Annotated in this window: 19 protein-coding genes; 9 read left to right on the plus strand and 10 right to left on the minus strand. The window is 31.2% G+C overall.

Going from position 1 to position 21,496, the window contains the following annotated elements; all coding sequences use genetic code 11:
* Nucleotide 1: 1 nt before the first annotated feature.
* The 3 genes from Q1A15_RS20045 to lipA all read left to right on the plus strand — a co-directional run bounded on the left by Q1A15_RS20045 (nucleotide 2) and on the right by lipA (nucleotide 2,721).
* Nucleotides 2–1,228, plus strand: a complete 1,227-nt coding sequence (locus tag Q1A15_RS20045) for a divalent metal cation transporter (RefSeq protein ID WP_299628082.1) — start codon at nucleotides 2–4, stop codon at nucleotides 1,226–1,228.
* Nucleotides 1,229–1,345: 117 nt separating this feature from the next.
* Nucleotides 1,346–1,792 (plus strand): hypothetical protein, encoded by a 447-nt coding sequence (locus Q1A15_RS20050; RefSeq protein ID WP_299628083.1) that lies wholly within the window; start codon nucleotides 1,346–1,348, stop codon nucleotides 1,790–1,792.
* Between the two features lie 44 nt (nucleotides 1,793–1,836).
* The gene (gene lipA, locus Q1A15_RS20055; protein ID WP_299628085.1) at nucleotides 1,837–2,721 is read left to right on the plus strand and encodes a lipoyl synthase; all 885 of its coding nucleotides are present in this window, start codon (nucleotides 1,837–1,839) and stop codon (nucleotides 2,719–2,721) included.
* A gap of 537 nt (nucleotides 2,722–3,258) precedes the next feature.
* Here the strand turns inward: lipA and Q1A15_RS20060 are convergent.
* From Q1A15_RS20060 to Q1A15_RS20070, 3 genes are all read right to left on the minus strand, one after another.
* Complete coding sequence (locus Q1A15_RS20060; protein ID WP_299628087.1) at nucleotides 3,259–4,239, minus strand: pyridoxal-phosphate dependent enzyme; 981 nt, start codon at nucleotides 4,237–4,239, stop codon at nucleotides 3,259–3,261.
* A gap of 88 nt (nucleotides 4,240–4,327) precedes the next feature.
* Entirely contained in the window at nucleotides 4,328–4,888 is a 561-nt protein-coding gene (locus tag Q1A15_RS20065) for a hypothetical protein (protein ID WP_299628089.1), read from the minus strand.
* A 42-nt stretch (nucleotides 4,889–4,930) separates the two neighbouring features.
* On the minus strand, nucleotides 4,931–6,451 hold the full coding sequence (locus Q1A15_RS20070; protein ID WP_299628091.1) for a helicase HerA-like domain-containing protein: 1,521 nt from the start codon (nucleotides 6,449–6,451) through the stop codon (nucleotides 4,931–4,933).
* 120 nt (nucleotides 6,452–6,571) lie between these two features.
* On the opposite strand from Q1A15_RS20070, the gene Q1A15_RS20075 reads away from it, so the two are divergent.
* The 6 genes from Q1A15_RS20075 (at nucleotide 6,572) to Q1A15_RS20100 (ending at nucleotide 12,624) form a co-directional block, all read left to right on the plus strand.
* Complete coding sequence (locus Q1A15_RS20075) at nucleotides 6,572–7,075, plus strand: Rid family detoxifying hydrolase (RefSeq protein WP_299628093.1); 504 nt, start codon at nucleotides 6,572–6,574, stop codon at nucleotides 7,073–7,075.
* Nucleotides 7,047–7,676, plus strand: coding sequence for a 7-carboxy-7-deazaguanine synthase QueE (locus tag Q1A15_RS20080; protein WP_299628095.1), 630 nt, complete (start codon nucleotides 7,047–7,049; stop codon nucleotides 7,674–7,676). The genes Q1A15_RS20075 and Q1A15_RS20080 overlap by 29 nt, the downstream gene beginning before the upstream one ends.
* 1,397 nt (nucleotides 7,677–9,073) lie before the next feature.
* A complete protein-coding gene (locus Q1A15_RS20085; protein ID WP_299628097.1) occupies nucleotides 9,074–9,319 on the plus strand; it encodes a hypothetical protein in 246 nt (81 codons plus the stop codon).
* 27 nt (nucleotides 9,320–9,346) lie between these two features.
* A complete protein-coding gene (locus tag Q1A15_RS20090) occupies nucleotides 9,347–11,374 on the plus strand; it encodes a sensor histidine kinase (RefSeq protein ID WP_299628099.1) in 2,028 nt (675 codons plus the stop codon).
* A 5-nt stretch (nucleotides 11,375–11,379) separates the two neighbouring features.
* Complete coding sequence (locus tag Q1A15_RS20095) at nucleotides 11,380–12,063, plus strand: response regulator (RefSeq protein ID WP_299628101.1); 684 nt, start codon at nucleotides 11,380–11,382, stop codon at nucleotides 12,061–12,063.
* A 57-nt stretch (nucleotides 12,064–12,120) separates the two neighbouring features.
* Nucleotides 12,121–12,624 carry a hypothetical protein gene (locus tag Q1A15_RS20100; protein WP_299628103.1) on the plus strand — a complete coding sequence of 168 codons (504 nt, stop codon included), beginning with the start codon at nucleotides 12,121–12,123 and terminating at the stop codon, nucleotides 12,622–12,624.
* An 82-nt stretch (nucleotides 12,625–12,706) separates the two neighbouring features.
* Here the strand turns inward: Q1A15_RS20100 and Q1A15_RS20105 are convergent, their stop codons facing one another.
* The 7 genes from Q1A15_RS20105 to Q1A15_RS20135 form a co-directional block, all read right to left on the minus strand.
* Nucleotides 12,707–13,660 carry an acetyl-CoA carboxylase carboxyltransferase subunit alpha gene (locus Q1A15_RS20105; protein ID WP_299628105.1) on the minus strand — a complete coding sequence of 318 codons (954 nt, stop codon included), beginning with the start codon at nucleotides 13,658–13,660 and terminating at the stop codon, nucleotides 12,707–12,709.
* A gap of 48 nt (nucleotides 13,661–13,708) precedes the next feature.
* Nucleotides 13,709–14,605 carry a DMT family transporter gene (locus tag Q1A15_RS20110; protein WP_299628107.1) on the minus strand — a complete coding sequence of 299 codons (897 nt, stop codon included), beginning with the start codon at nucleotides 14,603–14,605 and terminating at the stop codon, nucleotides 13,709–13,711.
* Nucleotides 14,592–15,671: an LptF/LptG family permease gene (locus tag Q1A15_RS20115; protein WP_299628109.1), complete on the minus strand. Its 1,080-nt coding sequence runs from the start codon at nucleotides 15,669–15,671 to the stop codon at nucleotides 14,592–14,594. The genes Q1A15_RS20110 and Q1A15_RS20115 overlap by 14 nt, the downstream gene beginning before the upstream one ends.
* A gap of 1 nt (nucleotide 15,672) precedes the next feature.
* Nucleotides 15,673–16,803, minus strand: coding sequence for a tRNA guanosine(34) transglycosylase Tgt (tgt, locus tag Q1A15_RS20120; protein WP_299628111.1), 1,131 nt, complete (start codon nucleotides 16,801–16,803; stop codon nucleotides 15,673–15,675).
* A 78-nt stretch (nucleotides 16,804–16,881) separates the two neighbouring features.
* Nucleotides 16,882–17,700: a 23S rRNA pseudouridine(2604) synthase RluF gene (rluF, locus tag Q1A15_RS20125; RefSeq protein WP_299628113.1), complete on the minus strand. Its 819-nt coding sequence runs from the start codon at nucleotides 17,698–17,700 to the stop codon at nucleotides 16,882–16,884.
* Nucleotides 17,701–17,771: 71 nt separating this feature from the next.
* The gene (locus tag Q1A15_RS20130) at nucleotides 17,772–18,737 is read right to left on the minus strand and encodes a type IX secretion system membrane protein PorP/SprF (protein ID WP_299628115.1); all 966 of its coding nucleotides are present in this window, start codon (nucleotides 18,735–18,737) and stop codon (nucleotides 17,772–17,774) included.
* Between the two features lie 8 nt (nucleotides 18,738–18,745).
* A partial coding sequence (locus Q1A15_RS20135) for a T9SS type B sorting domain-containing protein (protein WP_299628117.1) occupies nucleotides 18,746–21,496 on the minus strand: 2,751 nt, incomplete at its 5' end.

Genomic DNA, 21,496 nt, shown 5'->3' on the forward strand with positions numbered 1-21,496 from the left:
TATGAAAAAAAATATACTTAACGCATTAGGGCCAGGACTTCTTTTTGCTGGAGCCGCAATTGGTGTTTCTCATTTAGTACAAGCGACTAGAGCTGGAGCAGATTACGGATTTGGTTTACTTTGGGCTATAATTTTAGTTCATATTTTTAAATATCCTTTTTTTAGGTTTGGTCCGCAATATGCTTCTGCAACAGGAGAAAGTTTATTGGATGGTTATAAGAAACTTGGTAACACATATCTCCTACTCTATGTAATTGTTAATTTTATTACCATGTTTACCATACAGGCAGCGGTAACAATAGTTACAGCTGGTTTGGCTAGTCAACTTTTTGGTATTACTGGTAATTTAACTTACTGGTCATACATTTTATTGATCATTTCTTTAGTCATATTAATTTTAGGAAAATATAACTTCTTAGATCGATTAATAAAATTCATTATCATTTTTCTGACTGTAAGTACATTATTGGCTGTTAGTATTGCCTTTTTTAAAAATGAAACCTCATTTTCTTTTGCACAAACTTTACCTAAAAATGCTATTGAAATTAGCTTTTTAATTGCTTTTTTAGGTTGGATGCCTGCTCCATTGGATGTTTCTATATGGCATTCGCTTTGGTCTGTAGAAAAAAATAAAAACTCATCGGAACCAATTTCTGTAAAAAGATCTATTTTAGATTTTAATGTTGGTTTTCTTGGAACCTTATTTTTAGGAATTTGTTTTCTACTCTTAGGAGCTTTAGTAATGTTTAACACTGGAGAAAGCTTTTCTTCTAGTGGGGGTAAGTTTGCCATCCAATTAATAAACCTTTACACCGAAAACTTAGGTAGCTATGCAAAAGTTATTATTGGAATAGCCGCATTTACAACTATGTTTAGTACAACTTTAACAACTTTTGATGCATCTCCTAGGGCAATGGAAAAAAGTGCTTTATTATTAGGGTTTAAAAAACTAAACTATTGGTTTTGGATTTTATTCTTGTTGTCTGGCACTTGTGTTATTTTAACTTTCTTTACAAGTACTATGCTTACTCTTGTAAAAATTGCAACAATTTTCTCTTTTTTAACTGCTCCAATCTTTGCTTTTTTAAATTACAAACTGATAACAAGCAAGTTCACTCCAGAAAAACATCGACCTAAACTTTTACTGAAAATCATGAGTTTTCTTGGTTTTTTCTTTTTAATAGCCTTCAGTATATGGTTTTTAAAAAACTATATATCAACCCTTTAAATTGAATTTTCTTTAAAAAAAAGAAAAAAATTTAAAAAAAATCGGAAAAAAAATTAAATTAGCATGCTTTTTGATTATTTCCATCAAGGCAATTAAAATCCCAATATTCAGATTCATATGAAAAATGTTATTACTAAAACAGTACTCTCTTTAATTCTTTTTTTACTTTCATCACACATCTCTTTTTCACAAGATGATTTTAAAAGTGCATTAGAAACTAAAGACTTATACTTTACTGGTGTATTACAATTACAAGGTGAAAGATATAGGTACGATTATCATGATGTTTACGAAAAAGATTCTTTAGCTAAAGTTCTACAAGAAAGCGGATACCATGGTGGAGGACCATCTTGGCTTGGTATTATTTATGGTGCTTTTAAAGTAGGCGGAAGTGATTTAATTGACAACTTAGAAACTAAAGTAGAAGTTAGCGGTATTACATTTTGGAGTACAAACAGAGACGATCTTGAAAAAATTGGTCGCATTGTTTCTCTAGTAAAAGCTAACGATACAGCACTTCAGCTTGCCATAGATAAAGCAACTGAGTTAAACATTATGCAATAAACAAACATTTCTTTCGTAAATTTGTAATTCAAATTTATTATAGAATGTCTGATAATTTAGCTACAACAATAACTACTCCTCCAGTAGAGCGAGTAAAAAAACCTAAATGGTTACGTGTTAAATTACCTGTAGGTAAGAAATACACAGAACTTCGTGGCTTAGTTGATAAATATAAACTTAATACCATATGTACTAGTGGTAGTTGTCCTAATATGGGTGAATGTTGGGGAGAAGGAACAGCTACATTTATGATTTTAGGTAATGTTTGTACCAGATCTTGTGGTTTCTGTGGTGTTAAAACAGGAAGACCTGAGACTGTTGAATGGGATGAGCCTGAAAAGGTAGCTCGTTCAATTAAAATCATGAATATTAAACATGCAGTAATTACTTCTGTTGATCGTGATGATTTGAAAGATGGAGGTTCAATTATTTGGGCAGAAACAGTACAAGCTATACGAAGAGCAAATCCTAATACAACATTAGAAACTTTAATTCCAGATTTTCAAGGAAACGAAAAGTTGATAGATCGTATAATTGAAGTACATCCTGAAGTTGTTTCTCATAACATGGAAACTGTTAGAAGACTTACCAGAGAAGTACGTATTCAAGCGAAATATGATAGAAGTTTAGGAGTTTTAAAATACTTAAAAGAAAATGGTATGAGAACTAAATCGGGTATTATGCTTGGTTTAGGAGAAACTGAAGAAGAAGTAATACAAACTATGACAGATTTAAGAAATGTTGGCTTAGATGTTATTACTATCGGTCAGTACTTACAACCTACCAAAAAACATTTACCTGTTAAAGAATTTATTACACCAGATCAATTTAAGAAATATGAAGATTTAGGTAAGGAAATGGGATTCATGTATGTGGAAAGTGGAGCTTTAGTAAGATCTTCTTACAAAGCACACAAGCATGCAAACTAATATTTTATTATGAATTCCTTAACAAGAGAGCTTTTTAAAGTTAAAAAATTGTAAACTATAAAATAAAATCAAAAAGGTACAGTTATAATTCATAATTTTGGCACAGTAATTGAAAACTTATTATTGTACAATAATGTTTTCATTGTGTAAATTATTTGAATTAGTTGATTAACAGAAGCCGTCTCAGAGAGATGGCTTTTGATTTTTATAGAACTGCGCTAAAAACATTAAACAAAAAAATAACCTTTTTACTTAATAAAAAAAACCACCTAAGAGGTGGTTTTTTATTTTTTAAACTATTTGTATCAGAAAGGTGAAAAACACGCACAAAACAAACATTAAGATGGTTAAGCTTGATACAAACAAAGTCTTTTTGAGATTACTATTAATATGTTCTCTATAAAAAGTGGTTTTCTTAATTAGTAAATTTAATAAGTATACTAAAACAAAAACTGGTAGACCATAAAATATAGCTAATACTAAAAGTACTTGTTGAATATTACTTGGACCTCCACATAAAAAATGAATCATAGAATATTATTCTAAGTATCCCATTTTTTTCATCCACTCGTCGTTGAACATTTTACCAACATAACGACTTCCATGATCATGGAATAATACTACAACTACATCATCTTCATTAAAATGCTCTTTTAACTGCAATAAACCTTTCATAGCTGCTCCTGCAGAATTCCCTAAAAACATTCCTTCTTTCTTAGCTAATAACTGTGTGTAAACAGCAGCATCTTTATCTGTAACTTTAGTAAATCCATCAATAATACTAAAATCTACATTCTTTGGTAAAATATCTTCTCCAATACCTTCAGTTACATACGGATAAATTTCATTTTCATCAAAAATACCTGTTTCATGATATTTTTTAAATACAGATCCGTAAGTATCAATTCCCCAAACTTTTACATTTGGATTTTTCTCTTTTAAATATTTACCAACTCCAGAAATTGTTCCTCCTGTTCCAACTCCAACAACGAAATGTGTAATTTTTCCTTCAGTTTGTTCCCAAATTTCTGGTCCAGTACTTTCATAATGACCTTTTGCGTTACTTGGGTTATCATATTGATTTACATACCAAGCATTCTCTGTTTCTTCTGCTAAACGTTTTGAAACTGAATAATAACTTCTTGGATCGTCTGGTTCTACATTTGTTGGACAAACTACAACCTCTGCTCCTACTGCTTTTAAGATATCAATCTTTTCTTTACTTTGCTTATCTGCCATTACAAATACACACTTGTATCCTTTTACAATTGCAGCTAAAGCCAATCCCATTCCTGTATTTCCAGAAGTACCTTCAATAATTGTACCTCCTGGTTTTAATCTTCCATCTGCTTCTGCATCTTCAATCATTTTTAAAGCCATTCTATCCTTTACAGAATTTCCTGGATTAAACGTTTCGTATTTAGCTAAAACCAAGCAAGGTAATTCTTCTGCTAGCGTATTTATTTTAACTAAAGGTGTGTTACCAATAGTTTCTAATATATTCTCTGCGTATTTCATTTCGTTAAGTTTGCTGTGCAAATATAGGTTTATCAAACGATAATTTAAAGCCAATAAAAAATCCCGATAAATCGGGATTAATATTGTGTTAGTTAAACCAAACTATAAAGGATTTAATCTTTGCTAGATCAGGTATTTGTTCAATACTTACTTTCTTCATATTGAATTCTTTTAATCCTAATTCTTCTTTATCTATGGCTATAGTAGCATTTAAATCATCTATAAAAATAGTAGCAGATGCAAATGAAGTTTCTATTTTACTAATGGCATTGTTTGCATTAATATCTCTAAAAGTAGAAAGTACATTTAATCCGTTTACAGTTTTGAATCGATCATCAAAAATTTCGATACTTTTTATTGTTGATGTAGAATCTAATTGTTCTCTTGGAACTATCGTTAACAAATGCTTTCCTCCTTTTTCAAAAATCTGGTATTCATCATCATCTTGAAAATAGTAGTTTCCTTTCGCACCTTCACTCAAAATCTTTACAATAGAATCTTTAGCAAAAATCTTATCTAAATCTTGCATTGTAGTTTCTTTTGTAATCTGTCCTACTTTTCCTTTGCTGATTGTATATTTATCTTTACTACATTGTGTACTTACCACGGCTACACAAACAATCAACACAATTTTGAATAATTTTCTCATTTAAATTAGTTTCTGATATAACGTTTATTTACTTGTTTTAGTCTAAATTACTTTCTTTAAAATTCCAAATACAGCACGTATAAATGTTGCGCTTGTTAATACTTTAACAATTGGGTCTTGACGCGTACTTCGTCTTGTTCTGGAACTCTTTCTTTTACTTATTTTTTCTTCTTCTTTTCGTCTATCTTCTTCAGTTTTCTTTTTATTTATACTTTCTATTTTTTCAGTAAGTAATTCATAAGCACTTTCTCTATCTATGGTATCGTTGTATTTTCTAACCAAATTAGAATTCGTGATCAACTCATTTAATTCTCTATCTGTTAAAACATCCATTCTACTCATTGGTGCTCTTAACATAGTTCTTGCCAATGGTGTTGGAATACCTTTTTCATTTAACACTGTCACGAAAGCTTCACCAATTCCTAACTGAGTTAATACTTCACTAGTATTATAAAACTCTGAATCTGGATAATTCTCTGCTGCTAATTTTAATGCTTTTCTATCTTTTGCTGTAAAGGCTCTTAAAGCATGTTGTACTTTTAAACCTAATTGTGCTAATACATCTTCCGGTACATCTTTAGGATTTTGAGTTACAAAATACAATCCGATTCCTTTAGAACGTATTAATTTCACAATACTTTCTATTTGACCAAGTAAGGCTTTTGAAGCTTCATCAAAAACTAAATGAGCTTCATCTATGAAAATAATTAACTCAGGTCTTCCACTATCTCCTTGCTCAGGAAATGTTTCATAAACCTCTGCTAATAATTGTAACATAAACGTTGAAAATAACTTTGGTTTATCTTGAATATCTGTTAATCTTAATACAGAAATTACACCTTTACCATCTTCATCAATTCTTGTTAAATCATCAACTTCGAAAGATTTTTCTCCGAAGAACAATTCACCTCCTTGTTGTTCTAATTCCACTATCTTTCTTAAAATAGCTCCTGTACTAGATGAAGAAATTCGACCATATTCTGCTGAAATTTCTTCTTTTCCTTCAGCTGTTATAAACTGAAGCATTTTTTTGAAGTCCTTTAAATCTAATAATGGTAATCTATTGTCATCACAATACTTAAATATAATAGCTACAATTCCAGATTGAGTTTCAGTTAAATCTAATATTCTAGATAATAGTACTGGTCCGAATTCAGATACAGTCGCTCTTAAACGAACTCCGTCTTGTTCTGATATTGTTAGAACTTCAACAGGAAATTTCTTTGCATCAAACGGAATTCCTATTTTTTCATGACGCTCATCTATCTTTGGATGTCCTGGACTAGGTTGTGCCAATCCACTTAAATCACCTTTAACATCCATTAATAATACAGGAATACCTTTTTCAGACATGTTTTCTGCTAAAACTTGTAATGTTTTCGTTTTACCAGTACCTGTAGCACCAGCAATTAGTCCGTGTCTGTTTAATGTTTTTAAAGGTATATTTACTAATGCGTTAGTTACAGTTTCTTCACCTAACATTCCGGCTCCTAACGTAATAAAATCTCCTTTGCATTTGTATCCTTCATTTATATAATTGAAGAATGACTCCGTTTGACTCATGATAGATAATTTTTGATAAAAATACTATTTAAATCAGCATTTCAAAAAGTAGGATCAAATAATTTTGTTTAAGTTTAATATGGTTTTGAGTAAATTTGTATTTCAACTAAATATTTTCATATGAAATTACTGAATATCTTAAGTTTAACTCTTGTTTTACTTATTTCTTCATGCAATACAAATACAACATCAAAAGAGATTATTACACCAGAAAAACCAGATCTGATTTTTCATAGTTCAAAATTAGAACGAAAGAAGAATGCTCCTTTTTCTGATGCTGTTGAAGTTGGTAATACTCTGTATTTAGCTGGTCAAGTGGGAATAAATCCAGAAACAGGTAAATTGCCTGAAGGAGGAATTGGACCAGAGGCGAAACAAACCTTAGAAAACATAAAAGCTGTATTAGAAGCTCACGGTTCTGATTTAGAGCATGTAGTAAAATGTACTGTAATTTTATCTACTACAGACGATTTTGTTGATTTTAATAAAATTTTTCGTGAATATTTCCCTAAAAATAAGCCAGCAAGAACTACATTTGCAGCCGGTTTGCTCGTAGGGGCAAAAATTGAGATTGATGTAATAGCGGTAAAAGCAGATGGATTTAAAGACGCAAGAATTAATTAAAAAAGGAGAAATGCTTCCTTTAATGGAAGAATTTTACACTATTCAGGGTGAAGGTGCACATACAGGAACAGCAGCATATTTTATTAGAATTGGAGGTTGTGATGTAGGATGTCATTGGTGTGATGTCAAAGAAAGCTGGGATGCTAATCTACATCCTCCTACATTAACAGATCAAATTGTTTCTAATGCCAAGCAATATGCAGAAACAGTTGTAGTAACTGGTGGTGAACCTTTAATGTGGAGTTTAGATTATATTACCAAGCAATTACAAAATGAAGGAATAAAAACTCATATTGAGACTTCTGGTGCTTATAAATTCTCTGGAGTTTGGGACTGGTTCTGTTTGTCTCCTAAGAAAACAAAGCTTCCTTTATCTAAAGCTTATGAAGAAGCTGATGAGCTTAAAATGATTATTCATAATAAACATGACTTTGAATTTGCTGAAGAACAAGCTGCAAAAGTGAATAATAATTGTAAACTCTACTTACAACCAGAATGGAGTAAACGTGATAAAATGATTCCTTTAATTATTGATTACGTTATGAAATATCCTAAATGGAAAATTTCTTTGCAAACTCACAAATACTTAAACATACCATAAACTAAAAAAACGTCCAACCTTGGACGTTTTTTAGTTTCAAACAATTTTAATTCTCTTTTTAGCTTAATGCTTTTCCTCCATAGAATTTCCCCCGAACGACTATGGTATAAATTGTTCTTTATACCCGTTACCTTATATACAAGGACTTTTAACGTTGACAAAGATATAGCAGCATATTTTTACACTGGTACGGGTCACCCACACTTTTAGTGTGGGTCGCCCGCACTTTTTAATTTTAACCCCTTTTTTAACAGTTTTTAACATTTCATTTAAATTTTGTATATTTGACCCAGATGAATAAAATAAATTTACATACATCGCTATGCGCATCGCGTAGCCTATGCAGTTTTAAAAGTGTTGAAAGACTACTTTGTAAACTTCGGAACGTATATAAACCAACTGTACATTTATAATATTAGATGTATAGTTTTAACAATATATAAAGGCGTCCGATTTTAAATCAGACGCCTTTTTTAATACAATTAATGAATGACAAATAGTTAAAAAGAACATAGTAATTGAAAGTTTTACAAGGTAATAAGTTGCATAACTAATCAAAAAAACTCATAAAAATCCGGAAAATTTCCGGACAGGATTTCTATTACCTGAAAACAACTTAAAACACTGACTGTCAATTATTTATTTTAAAAATTTATTTGTAGATATTAAAAAAAGATATATATTTGTCCTGTAATTAAACGAGAGATTTCTCTTAATAACAATAAAGAAAAAAATGAAAACATATAAAATGCACATTAGCAGAAAAGATTCACCAGTTAGAGGTGTTCGTTTTGGAGCAGAGTTGCGTAATGATGTTTTTTGTGATATAAAAATTGTGATACAAAATTAAAAATTAGTATCAACACTATATTTCAAAAGGCATCTTTAACAAAGGATGCCTTTTTTAATGCTATTAAAAAAAAAGAAGCCTAAAAAACAAGCGAAAAGTTTGGTAACAATTTAAAATTTTCGTATCTTATAAGTAAGAAATTGTTAAAGTTATGAAAAAATCAATATTGCTAACTCTAAATGAAAAAGGACGTTTACTCATTGAAACGTAACAGTAGCTAAAAATTAGTTGGGTATACAGTATATCGAACGTAATTTAAATTAAAAAATCAGCTAGCGTTACTAACTAAAATTGCACAAACGCTTCCTTATTTACTAAACATGTAGAATTTTCTGAAGCCTAAACTCGATAGGCCTTAGTAGTTCCAAGTCTTCATGAATTGATATTTAGGATCAATTCAATTCTACAAAAACCACCTGAATTTTTCGGGGTGGGATACTTATGCCTCGGTTTAACCGATGCTAAAAAATCGAAAAGTATTTCGATCAGCTATGTATGTCGCCAAAAGCGACGAGGAGAACTATTATTAAACACTAAAAATTGAAACATGAGAAATTTAAAATTTATGCTATGTATTGTTGTATTTGTATTTACAGTAAGTTGTACAGATAACACAGAGGATCTAGTAACAAACACACCAACAATTAATGCTACAATAAATGATACTACAATCGACGGTATCGATTTACCAATAGATAAAGATCCAAAAGACGGAACAGGTTCTGATACCGGTTCTGGAAATGATTACACAGGTGGTGATGATGATGGAAATAATGGTGGAAAAGGTAATTAATTAGAATTTTATACAACCTCTAACGATTTGTTAGAGGTTTTTTTTAGTTTTGTTAAAAACAATATTATTATTAAAACTTTCTTTCTACAACTTACATTTATAATCATACCAAACTTATGTTTTTCCGCTAATTTTTACTTTCAACAAAAAGAAGTTGATAGTATTAAGTATTTTATACGAGAATCTAAAAAAAACGGAGACTTAGAAACTAAAAAAAAAATATTAGATAAGGCTTTTAATTATTTTATTGATAAAAAATTAAAAACTACTATAGACTTAAGCTCTATTGCTTATGAATATCATAAGTTAAACGATTCTTCTTCTTTTTTTAAAGTAAATAAAAAAGCAATATCAATTGCTAAAAAGAATAATGACTATTATACTCTTGGTGATTCTCATTGGAATTATGCTACTCACTACTTAAGCACACACGAATACAATAAAGCCTTCTTTCATTTTAACAAAGGGTATAATTCATTTAAAAAAGGAAATTATCAATTTGAAAGTGCCAAAATGTTATTCGGTATGTCATTTATTAAAGGTCGGTATAGAGATTATATTGGTAGTGAGATTTTAATTTTTGATGCAATTAAAATATTTAAAAAATTAAACAGTAATAAAGATCTTTATGATTGTTACAATCAATTAGGTCATATTCAAAGGGATATAAAAGAATACGATAGAGCTATAACATACTACAAAAAATCTCTTTTTTTCTTTAAGAAAATAAAAAAGAAGAAAAAATACTATGCTATATTTAACAATATTGGTAATACTTATAGAGAGAAAAAGAATTATAAAGAAGCTATTAAAAACTATAACAAGGAATTAAAAAATAGTTTACAAAGAGTTCAATATGCAAAAGTAATTGATAATAGGGCCTATTGTAAATTAGTTATGAAAGATACTACAGGTATAAAACAAGATTTTTTTAAAGCTCTTAAAATTAGAGATAGTATTATCGATAAACCTGGAGTCTTAATGAGTAAAATTAGAATTTCTGATTATTATGCATACTCTAATGATACTTTAAAAGCTATTCAATATGCGAAAGAAGCAAATTTGTTAGCTAAAGAATTAAAAAATGGAAGAGATTATTTAACCACTTTAAAACAACTTGCAAACTTACAACCCCAAAACGCTAAACAATATCTAGATCGCCATATAGAATATAATGATAGTTTAATTACTGTTGAACGTAAAGCTCAAAATAAGTTTACGCGTATTGAATTTGAAACTGACGAACATATTGAAGAAAAAGAACGTTTAGGTCAGCAATTAATTTGGATCATTGGTGGAAGTATCAGTATTATTTTGATTTCTACCCTACTCTACTTTTTACGAGTTCAGAAAGTGCGAAACGAAAAACTACAATTAGAAGCTGATCAGCAAAAAGCAAATGAAGAAGTATATGTATTAACGCTTCAACAACAGGCTAAACTTGAAGAAGAACGTGTAAAAGAAAGAAATCGAATTTCTGCAGAACTCCACGATGGTATTTTGGGTAAACTCTTCGGAACTCGAGTTAATCTTGGTTTTTTAGGTATGCAAATGAATACCGATACTCAAGAAAAACAACAAGCATATTTAGATGAACTACAACTTATAGAAAAAGAAATCCGTGAGGTTTCACATAAATTAAGTGATAATTTTAATGATGCGAACATCAATTTTACCTCTATAATTACACAACTTTTAGAAGATAAGGGAACTATTGGTGGTTTTGATACTCATTTTAAAAACGATAAAAGTATTACTTGGAAAGAAATTAGTGAGGTTACAAAAGCTAACGTATACCGTATCATACAAGAAGCTTTACAAAATATTATTAAGCATGCAAAGGCAAAAAATGTTACCTTAGCATTTTCGATAGAAAACGAAAAATTAGAGATACAAATTGCTGATGATGGTGTTGGTTTCGACACTAAAAAAAGTAGGAAAGGAATAGGAATTAAAAATATTAATTCAAGAATCGCAAAGTTACAGGGTAACGTATCGTTTATTTCTGCACTGAATAAAGGAACAACTTTGCAAATTAAAATACCTATAACCTAAGAATAATGTTAGCAAAAAAGTATAATGCCTTAATTGTTGATGATCATCCCCTAATTGCCGAAGCCTATAAAAGTGCTTTTAACTTTATAGAAAATCAGAAAGACGGAGTCTCTTTTTATATCCAAATGGCAAATGATTGTGATACTGCCTGTGAGATTTTAAAAGATTACGCAAATAATAACGATACACTAGATATTGTTTTTTTAGATATGCGTTTGCCTGCTTCTAAAGATGGTACTATTTTATCTGGCGAGGACTTAGGAATCAAAATCAATTCGATGTTACCTGGAACAAAAGTTATTGTTTCTACTACGTTTAATGACAATTATAGAGTTCACAGTATCTTAAAAAATATTAATCCAGATGGATTTTTAGTCAAAAATGATATTACGCCGCCACAACTTGTTCAAGCTATAGAAGAAGTACTTACAGATCCTCCTTTTTATAGTAAGACAGTTACTAAAATTATGCGTAATGAAGTTTCAAGCGAATATTTTATTGATGATGTTGATAGAAAGATTATGTATGAGCTTTCTATTGGTACTATGATGAAAGATTTACCTGATATGGTACATTTATCACTTAGAGGTATAGAAAAGCGTAAAAGACAGCTTAAAAAGATTTTTGACATCGATAGTACTGATGATCGAGAATTAATTCATGTAGCCAAGGATAAAGGTTTTATTTAGTCGGGAGTTCGGAATACAAATTATTTATCTTATTTGTAACAGTGAATCAATTGAAAAATGAGATTTGATATAATACCACACATTGGTGCTGGAAAGATAAAATTTGGAATGACTAGAGATGAAATTCAAGCTATTCTTGGAAAGCCTGAATTCACATCAGAAGAATCAATAATGGAATATGGTGATTTTTCAATGTCTTTACCCTCAAAAGATGGATATTTTAAAAATGAACTACAAATTACCTTTGACGATAATAATAAAGCTGACTTTATAGAGTTTTCTGGTAAAGATTCTAAGTTTACCAAAGTCTTTATAAATGAAATAGAAATATTTAGTACACCTGCTCAGCAATTAATCAAAGAGATATTAAATTCAACCAATTCTAATTTTGATACTACCAATAACGAAATCCCGTATTCTTATATTTTTCCATCTATAGATTTAGCTGTTTGGAGACAAGTAATTCCTGCATTAAATGAAGAAATAGAAGAGATTCCAGATTCTGATGAAGGTAAATATTTCTGGACTATCGGGATTGGTATTAAAGGGTATTACAAATAAAACGAGAAAATTAATCGATTATAAAAACAAAAAACTCGCTAATAATTAGCGAGTTTTGTTTTATGTATGAAATGGAATGTTACTATTCTTTGTAAACTCCCATGTTAGCGTATTTATCCATTCTTTTGGCAATTAAGCTAACTTCATCTAAATCTTTTAATTCATCAAAAGCTTTTAAGATTTGCTCTTGTACTGCTTGAAATGCTCCTTCTCTATTAGCGTGAGCACCTCCAACTGGTTCTGTGATAATACCATCGATAAGTTTTAACTTCTTCATATCGTCACCAGTTAATTTTAAAGCGGCAGCTGCTTGTTCTTTGTACTCCCAACTACGCCATAAAATAGATGAACACGATTCTGGAGAAATTACTGTGTACCAAGTATTTTCCATCATGTAAACACGATCTCCTACACCAATTCCTAAAGCTCCACCAGAAGCTCCTTCACCAATTACTATAGTAATGATTGGAGTTTTTAAACGTGTCATTTCAAAGATATTTCTCGCAATCGCCTCTCCTTGTCCACGTTCTTCAGCTTCTAAACCTGGATAAGCACCTGGAGTATCTAATAATGTTACTACTGGAATTCCGAATTTTTCGGCCATTCTCATTAAACGTAAAGCTTTACGATATCCTTCTGGATTAGCCATACCAAAGTTACGATACTGACGAGTTTTAGTATTATAACCTTTCTGTTGACCAATAAACATGAATGACTGATCTCCGATTTTTCCTAAACCACCAATCATGGCTTTATCGTCTCGAACATTTCTATCTCCATGTAATTCCATAAACGTATCTCCACAAATCGCCTTAATATAATCTAAAGTATAAGGTCTGTTTGGATGACGAGAAAGTTGTACTCTCTGCCATGGAGTTAAGTTTTTATAAATATCTTTCTTAGCTTTTTGTAATTTTTTTTCAATCTTCTTGCATGTCTCAGTAACATCTATCTCACTTTCCTTCCCAATATCATGACATTTTGCCAACTGGTCTTCTAAGTCTTTAATTGGCATTTCAAAATCTAAATATTCCATTTAATAAAGTTTGATTTTTTTTGCTGTTTGTTAAGCAAACATAATAAATTATCGTTGTAATTTCTTTTTAATTTTTGAAGAATTTTTCACTAAGCCATTTAACAATACCACAAAAAGTACAATAAATGCTCCGTAATAGAACTCAATATTCATTCGTTCTGTATCTTGAAAAATAAGTAGCGCTAATACAATAGCATAGACTGGCTCTAGGTTTATGGTTAGCATTACTGTATATGGTGTTAAATACTTCATCACTTTTACAGATGCTATAAATGCGTAGGCTGTACAAACACTTCCTAATAGCACTAAAAATATCCAATCGTTAGGTAACAATTTAAAAAACTCTGGTGTAAAACTTCCAGTTACAGCTAAGTATATTGTTACACAAGCAACTCCAAATAATAGTTGATAAAACGATATTGAATCTGCTTCGTATTTCTTAACAAATAACCCGTTTAAAACAGCAAATAAAGCAGATAAGAATGCTGATATTAAAGCATAAATAATTCCTAAGGTATATTTACTTTCAAAGCTAAAAATGATGTATAAACCTAAAATAACTAGTAATCCTAGTACTATTTCTAAAAGTTTGATTCTACGTCTGAAAAAAATAGGTTCTATAAGTGATGTAAAAAAAGCACCGGTACTCATGGTAACTAAGGCTACAGATACATTAGAAACCTTTATCGCTTTAAAAAATGTGATCCAATGCACTGCAATTATTATTCCTGTAATTAAAAACTCTAATCCGGCTCTTTTAGTAAGTTTAAATGATTTCTTTTTGATTACAAAATAAGCTCCAATAAAACCTACAGCGATTAACATTCTATACCAAACTAATGGAATTGCATCTATGGAAATTAATTTCCCTAAAATGGCTGTAAACCCCCAAATAAAAACAATTAGATGTAATAATAGATAGTTCTTAAGTTTACTTTCTTGCATTGATATAGAGATATGTGGCGTAAGCTCCGAATATAAAGTTCGGCATCCAAACATTAAGTAAAGAATTTGCACCTGCTACAGCTCCTAAAACTTCTGCTACTTTTAAAAAGAATACGTAAATAAACATAACTCCGATTCCTAAAGCTAAGTTTACACCTATTCCTCCTCTTCTCTTTTTATGAGCTAATGCAACAGCAATAATAGTAAGTATATAAGATGCTAGCGGTAAACTGGTACGTTTGTATAATTCTACCAAATACGCATTTAAGTTTTTAACTCCTCTCTTTTTCGATAAAGCAATAAAATCTTGCAATTCATTAGATGGCATTTCTTGTGCTAATGCAGATTTATAATTAAAATCTTTAGGTGTAAAACTAAAGACTGTATCCATAGAATTACCATACCAAATACTATCTCTGTCTTTATAAATCTTCCTAGCTTTCCAATTTTGTAGTTTGAAAATGGTGTCTTTCCAACGGATATGATCAGCTATAAGTTTGAATTTTAATTCTCTATTTTTATAAATAGAAGTAGAAAAATTACTTCCAGAATTTGATTTTAAATTATAATTCTGAACGTACATATACGTACTATCGTTCAATTGTAAACTAAATTCTTTTACTAATTGATCTTGATAACGCTTTTTCTTTAAGTATGTTTTTTCAAACTTTTTTCTTGTTTTACTACTGCTTGGAACAACATAATGGTTCATTCCTAAGGCAATAACCGTAACAATAGTTGCTCCGATAAAATAAGGATATAAAAAACGTGTAAATGAAATTTGAGATCCGTTTATAGCTACAATTTCTGTATTATTTGCTAATCGAGAGGTAAAAATAATTACGGCTAAAAATAACGCCAATGGCATAAATGTATTAGCGTAATAGATGATAAAGTTGACATAATAATCGTTTACAACTTCAAAAAAAGTTAAATCTTCGTGTCTTAAAAACTTATCAATCTTTTCTGCAATATCAATAGCTACTGCTATAGGAATTAGAATAAGCAGTGTAAAAAGAAACGTAGTTAAATAACGTTTTAATATGTACCAATCGAGAATCTTCAACTTACAGACGTTTGCTCATTTGTTTTACCATTCTATCTTTCCAAACTGCAAAATCTCCTTCTATAATATGTTTTCTTGCTTCTCTAACTAACCATAAATAAAATCCTAGGTTGTGGATAGAAGCAATTTGCTTTCCAAGTAATTCTTTCGATGCAAATAAGTGACGTAAATATGCTTTAGAATATAACGTATCTACAAACGTGATTCCCATTTCATCAATTGGAGAAAAATCATTTTCCCATTTCTTGTTTTTGATGTTAATGGTACCATTAGCTGTAAATAACATTCCATTTCTAGCATTTCTTGTGGGCATTACACAATCGAACATGTCTACACCTAAAGCTATATTTTCAAGAATATTAATTGGAGTTCCTACCCCCATCAAATATCTTGGTTTATCTTCTGGTAAAATGCTACAAACTACATCTGTCATTGCATACATTTCTTCAGCTGGTTCACCTACAGATAAACCTCCAATAGCATTTCCTTCTGCTTCTACTGAAGCAATAAATTCAGCAGACTGTTTACGTAAATCTGTATACGTACTTCCCTGAACTATTGGAAATAATGTTTGATTATAATCGTACTTAAGTGGAGTTTTTTCTAAGTGATTAATACATCGTTTCAACCAACGATGTGTCATATGCATTGAATTTTTTGCATAATTGTAATCACACGGATATGGCGTACATTCATCAAAAGCCATAATAATATCGGCCCCAATAGAACGTTGAATTTCCATTACATTTTCTGGTGTAAAAAAATGTGTAGATCCATCGATATGACTCTTGAATTTTACTCCTTCTTCATTAATCTTTCTTCTTCCTGAAAGCGAATATACCTGATAACCACCACTATCTGTTAAGATATTTCTATCCCAATTCATGAATTTATGCAATCCACCAGCTTGCTCTAGAATATCTGTTTTAGGTCTTAAGTATAAATGATACGTATTACCTAAAATGATATCAGGATTTATTTCATCTTTTAACTCTGATTGATGTACTCCTTTTACTGAAGCTACTGTACCAACAGGCATAAAAATAGGAGTTTCTATAGTACCGTGATCGGTTGTTATTACTCCTGCTCTTGCCTTACTTTTAGGATCTTTTGATTTTAAGTCGAACTGCATAGGCGACAAAGATACGCATGTAAGTTAAATGTTAAAAAGCACTTCGTTAAAAGTTTCTTATTTTTTGAAAAGTTGAGGTTATTTCCTCCTTCTTTGTCTACCAAATTTGGATTTAAAATTCTTTGGACTTCCTTGCTTTTTTTTCTTTTGAGGTGATTTTTCGATAGAAGCTTCTTCTGTTTTTACTGAAGTTTGAACCAATTGGTTGATTTTATCCATTTCATGACTCGAAAGTTCTCTCCATTCTCCAGTTTTAAGGCTTCCTAACTCTACATTCATAATTCGAGTTCTCTTTAATTTGGTAACCTCATAACCTAAATACTCACACATTCTTCTGATCTGTCGATTCAATCCTTGTGTAAGTATGATCTTAAATGTGTTTGATGATAGTTTAGTGACTTTACATTTTTTTGTTACCGTTCCTAAGATTGGAATACCATTTCCCATTCTAGTAATAAAACGTTCTGTAATTTCTTTATCTACACTAACTATATATTCTTTTTCGTGATTGTTTCCTGCTCTTAAAATCTTGTTGACAATATCGCCATCATTAGTTAAAAATATCAATCCTTCTGATGGTTTATCTAACCTTCCGATAGGAAATAATCGTTGAGGATGTCCTACAAATCTTACAATATTCTTTTTCTCTTTGCTATCTGTAGTACAAACTATACCCACAGGCTTGTTTAAAGCGATGTAAATTGTCTTTGGTTTTGCTTTTAATGGTTTACCATCTATTTTGACAATATCGCCTTCAAATACTCTATTTCCTAACTGAGTTGGCTTTCCATTAATCGTAACTCTACCTGCCACAATTAATTTTTCAGCTTCTCTTCTTGAACAAATTCCTGTTGAGCTTATAAATTTATTCAGGTTTATAGATTCGTTATTATTCATCGCAGCAAAATTAAAACAAAAAAGCCTCGAGTATCAAACTCAAGGCTTTTTTATTATGTATATAAATTCTTTTAGAACATTATCATCTTTCTCGTACAACGAGCTAAACTTGGTCTACGATCGTAATCGAATCCGATAGTTATCATGTGTGTACCATTATTAAATCCTAAGATTTCGTTTGTAGTAATACTGAAACCATAAGATAAATATAATTTGTTCTTCTTAATTCCGAATAAAGGAGCTAATGCGTTAGGTGTAAAAAATTGATCATTTAAGAATGTATAACTTAATCCTCCCCAAACATATCCATCTCTAATACGTCTTCTCAATTTTACGTTTATATCTGTTCTAGAACGCTGACTCGCTTCAAAAAATTCAACAAATGCAGAAGGCTCAAATTCTGTATCTCTATTAATTCTAAAATTATAATTCGTGTAAACAGAATATCTTCTTAATACTTCAGGTTCACCTGTGTTAAAATCATCGATTTTCTTATCTAATAAATTCACAACATTACCACTGATAGCAAACCTTCCGAAACGATACAACATACTTATATCAAAATTAGAAGAGTTTAATACTCTGTTCGGTAAATTTACTGGTGCTCCTGGATTTGCAGGATTAGAAAATTCTGAAGTATCAATTCCAAATTGGATAAAACTATAACTTAAACCTAAAGATAAGAAGCTATCGTAAAGATCACTTAATGTTAAGTGACTTGCTAAGGAAAGCCTTACCCCCTTTTGAGATGTAAATCCGTTTTTATCATTAAAAATTGTTAAACCACCACCAAATCTTTCTGCTAATCTAGCTTCAAGAGTTAGGGATTGTGTATCTGGAGCTTCTTTTACTCCTAACCATTGACTTACTCCATTTAATCGTAATTGAAAACCTGCTCCAATTCCTGCATATGCAGGCGATATTAAAAAAGGATTATCAGCCATGTGGTTGACATATTGGGGTAAATCTACCTCTTGGCTTGATAAACGTGCTACTGAAAAAATCAGTAGCACTAATGTTAAAAATGTATTCTTCATTCTATTTTTTACCTATATAACGTAAAATGTCCTATAATTCGTTTCTCTTCTCCTGTAATTTCTGTGAATTCAATAGTATACCAGTAATCTCCTGAAGGTAATGGTCTACCTTGGTAAGTACCATCCCAACCTTGTTGCATTCCTGAATACAATTGTAATTGTCGTCCATATCTGTCATAAATATAAACTTTTATATTATGATAAGGCTGAACATTAATTGGATACCAGTAATCTTGCTGAGAATCACCATCTGGAGTAAAGAAGTTTGGAACATCTATCGTGATGAACACTCCTGCTACTGTTAATGTTTCTTCACAACCTCTAGCATCTCTTACAGTAATTACATAATCTCTAGTTTGATTAATTACAAATGTATTTTCTGAAGTAAATGCACTACCATCTATACTATATTCATATGGTGGAATTCCTCCTGAAGCATTCGCTATTAATGTATTCAATTGAGAATCGTCAACTGATAACTGTAATGGTGTTATCGCTTCAACTTCTATCTGTTCAGTTGGTGGCGTACATCCTAATCCAGCTGCGTGTGTAACTTCTACAGTATATATACCCGGAGTATTTACTAAGAATATACCTGTATCGTTTGTAGCTGTTTCTGGACCAGTTAACATGTAAACTACTTCGTTTCTATAAATCTCTGCTACAGTAGCTGTAATTGTAGCTTGTTGCGTACAATCGTATGTAACAGGTTCTAAAGCAAACTCTAAATCTACAGCTGCTGGGAAACTGATTGTTAACGGATCTGGAACTCTACATCCTCTAGAATCTGTTACTAATACAGCATAAGCAGTACCTGAATTTAAGTTTGTGAATGTATAACTTGTATCAGTAGCTCCTAATGTTATTGGTGCACTACCATCACTTAATCGTAATGTATATGGTGGTGTTCCTCCCATAATATTCACTGTGAACGATGGTGCTGGATCTGTAACACATGGTTGTTGTACAACTGTTGATAAATCAATTTCAGCATCTAAAACAGGTGGTTCAAATACTTCAACATTTAAAGTATTAATACATCCGTTTTCATCTAATACTGTAATTACATACATTCCTGCTGCTAAATTGTTAAATACATTTTGCGGTTGGAATCTTCCTGGAGCTGAATCAATTTCGTAAACATACGATCCTGTTCCTCCAACAGTATTTAATGTAACGCTACCATCAGTTAATCCATTACAACTTACATTAGTTACTACTGGTGTAGTTACTAATAATTCTGGATCTGTTATCGTAACTTCTGCAGTGTCTGCAACACAATCTAAACTTGTTACTCTGATTAAATAAGTACCAGGACCAATATTTCTGAAAGTTTCATCTACTTGTGGACCTGCTATTGAAGTTCCTGAAGTAGCATCTATTAATTCATACATATTGTTTCCTAATCCTCCTACTGTAGTTGCTGATAATACTGCATCTGCATTACCATTACAAGAGATAAATCCTAATGATGCATCTAATGTTGCTACTAGTGGTTCTAATGCTGGAATAGACACAACGAATGGCGTAGATACACAACTGTTAGCATCTCTCACATAGAATTCATAATCTCCTGCTGGAACAGTAAAGATATTAGATGCTACGAAAGTAGTTCCATCTATACTGTATTCATAAGTTCCTGTACCTCCTATTCCACTTACTTCTACTGTAGCATTTGGAGTCGTACATGTTATGATTCCTGTTACTACTGCACTTGCCATAACTTCCGTTGGCTCATTTACAGTAATACTAATTGTATTTCTACAGCTGAACTCATCGTAAACAGTTACTTGATAAGTTCCTGCTCCTAATCCTGTAAATACATTAGAAGATTGAATAGCTGTTTCGTCTCCATTAGGGAATTCTAAGCTATACGAATATACTGCTGGCATTCCTTGTCCACCTGTTACAGAATTTACTGTAATAACAGCTGTTTCATCTCCTTCACACTCAATTTGAGTTGTTACCTGAGGAACAAAGTTAATTGTTGTTGGATCAGATAATGTGAATGTATCTACGAACGGACATCCATTAGCATCTCTTACTGTTACTTCATAAGTTCCTGCAGTTAAACCTCCAATAATATTGTTTGTATTAAAGTTTTGAACCGTAGTACTAGTTGTAGTATTTACTAATTGATATTCATATCCGCCCCATCCGCCAACTGCGTTGATTGTAACTTCTCCACTATCATTAGCTACACAAGTAATTAATGTAGTATCGAATGTTGCACTTAATGCTGCTGTTGGACCTTCAATAGTAAACGGTGCTGTATCTCTTGTACAATCTGGGAACGCTGTCATAACTACTCGTACAAAGAAATCACCTGCAGGAATTCCAGTAATTGTTTCTATTGCATTACCTGATGTACCTGTACCTGTTATAGTTGTTGGTAATCCTGTGTTCGCGTCGAATACAGTATATGTATATGCTCCTGCATAAGGACTACTAGCATCGAATATAATATCTACTGCTGCTGTACTTAATCCGAAACAAACAATTGGAGCTGATTGTGATACATTAATGATATGATCCTCTACATCTTCAACTTCGTAAACTGCATCTAATATACATCCTGTTACTGGATGGGTAACAGATATAGTATATACTCCTACTGCTAATCTTGTAGTGTTAGTTACACTTACTCCACTATCAACATTGTTTATCGTCTCAACTGCTGCTCCTGTGTTATCTGAGATAACTACTGTAGCTCCTGTTACTGCTAAACTTGATGTAAACTCAATATCGATTAACTCTCC

The organism is uncultured Tenacibaculum sp. (assembly GCF_947495995.1).
GTDB lineage: Bacteria > Bacteroidota > Bacteroidia > Flavobacteriales > Flavobacteriaceae > Polaribacter.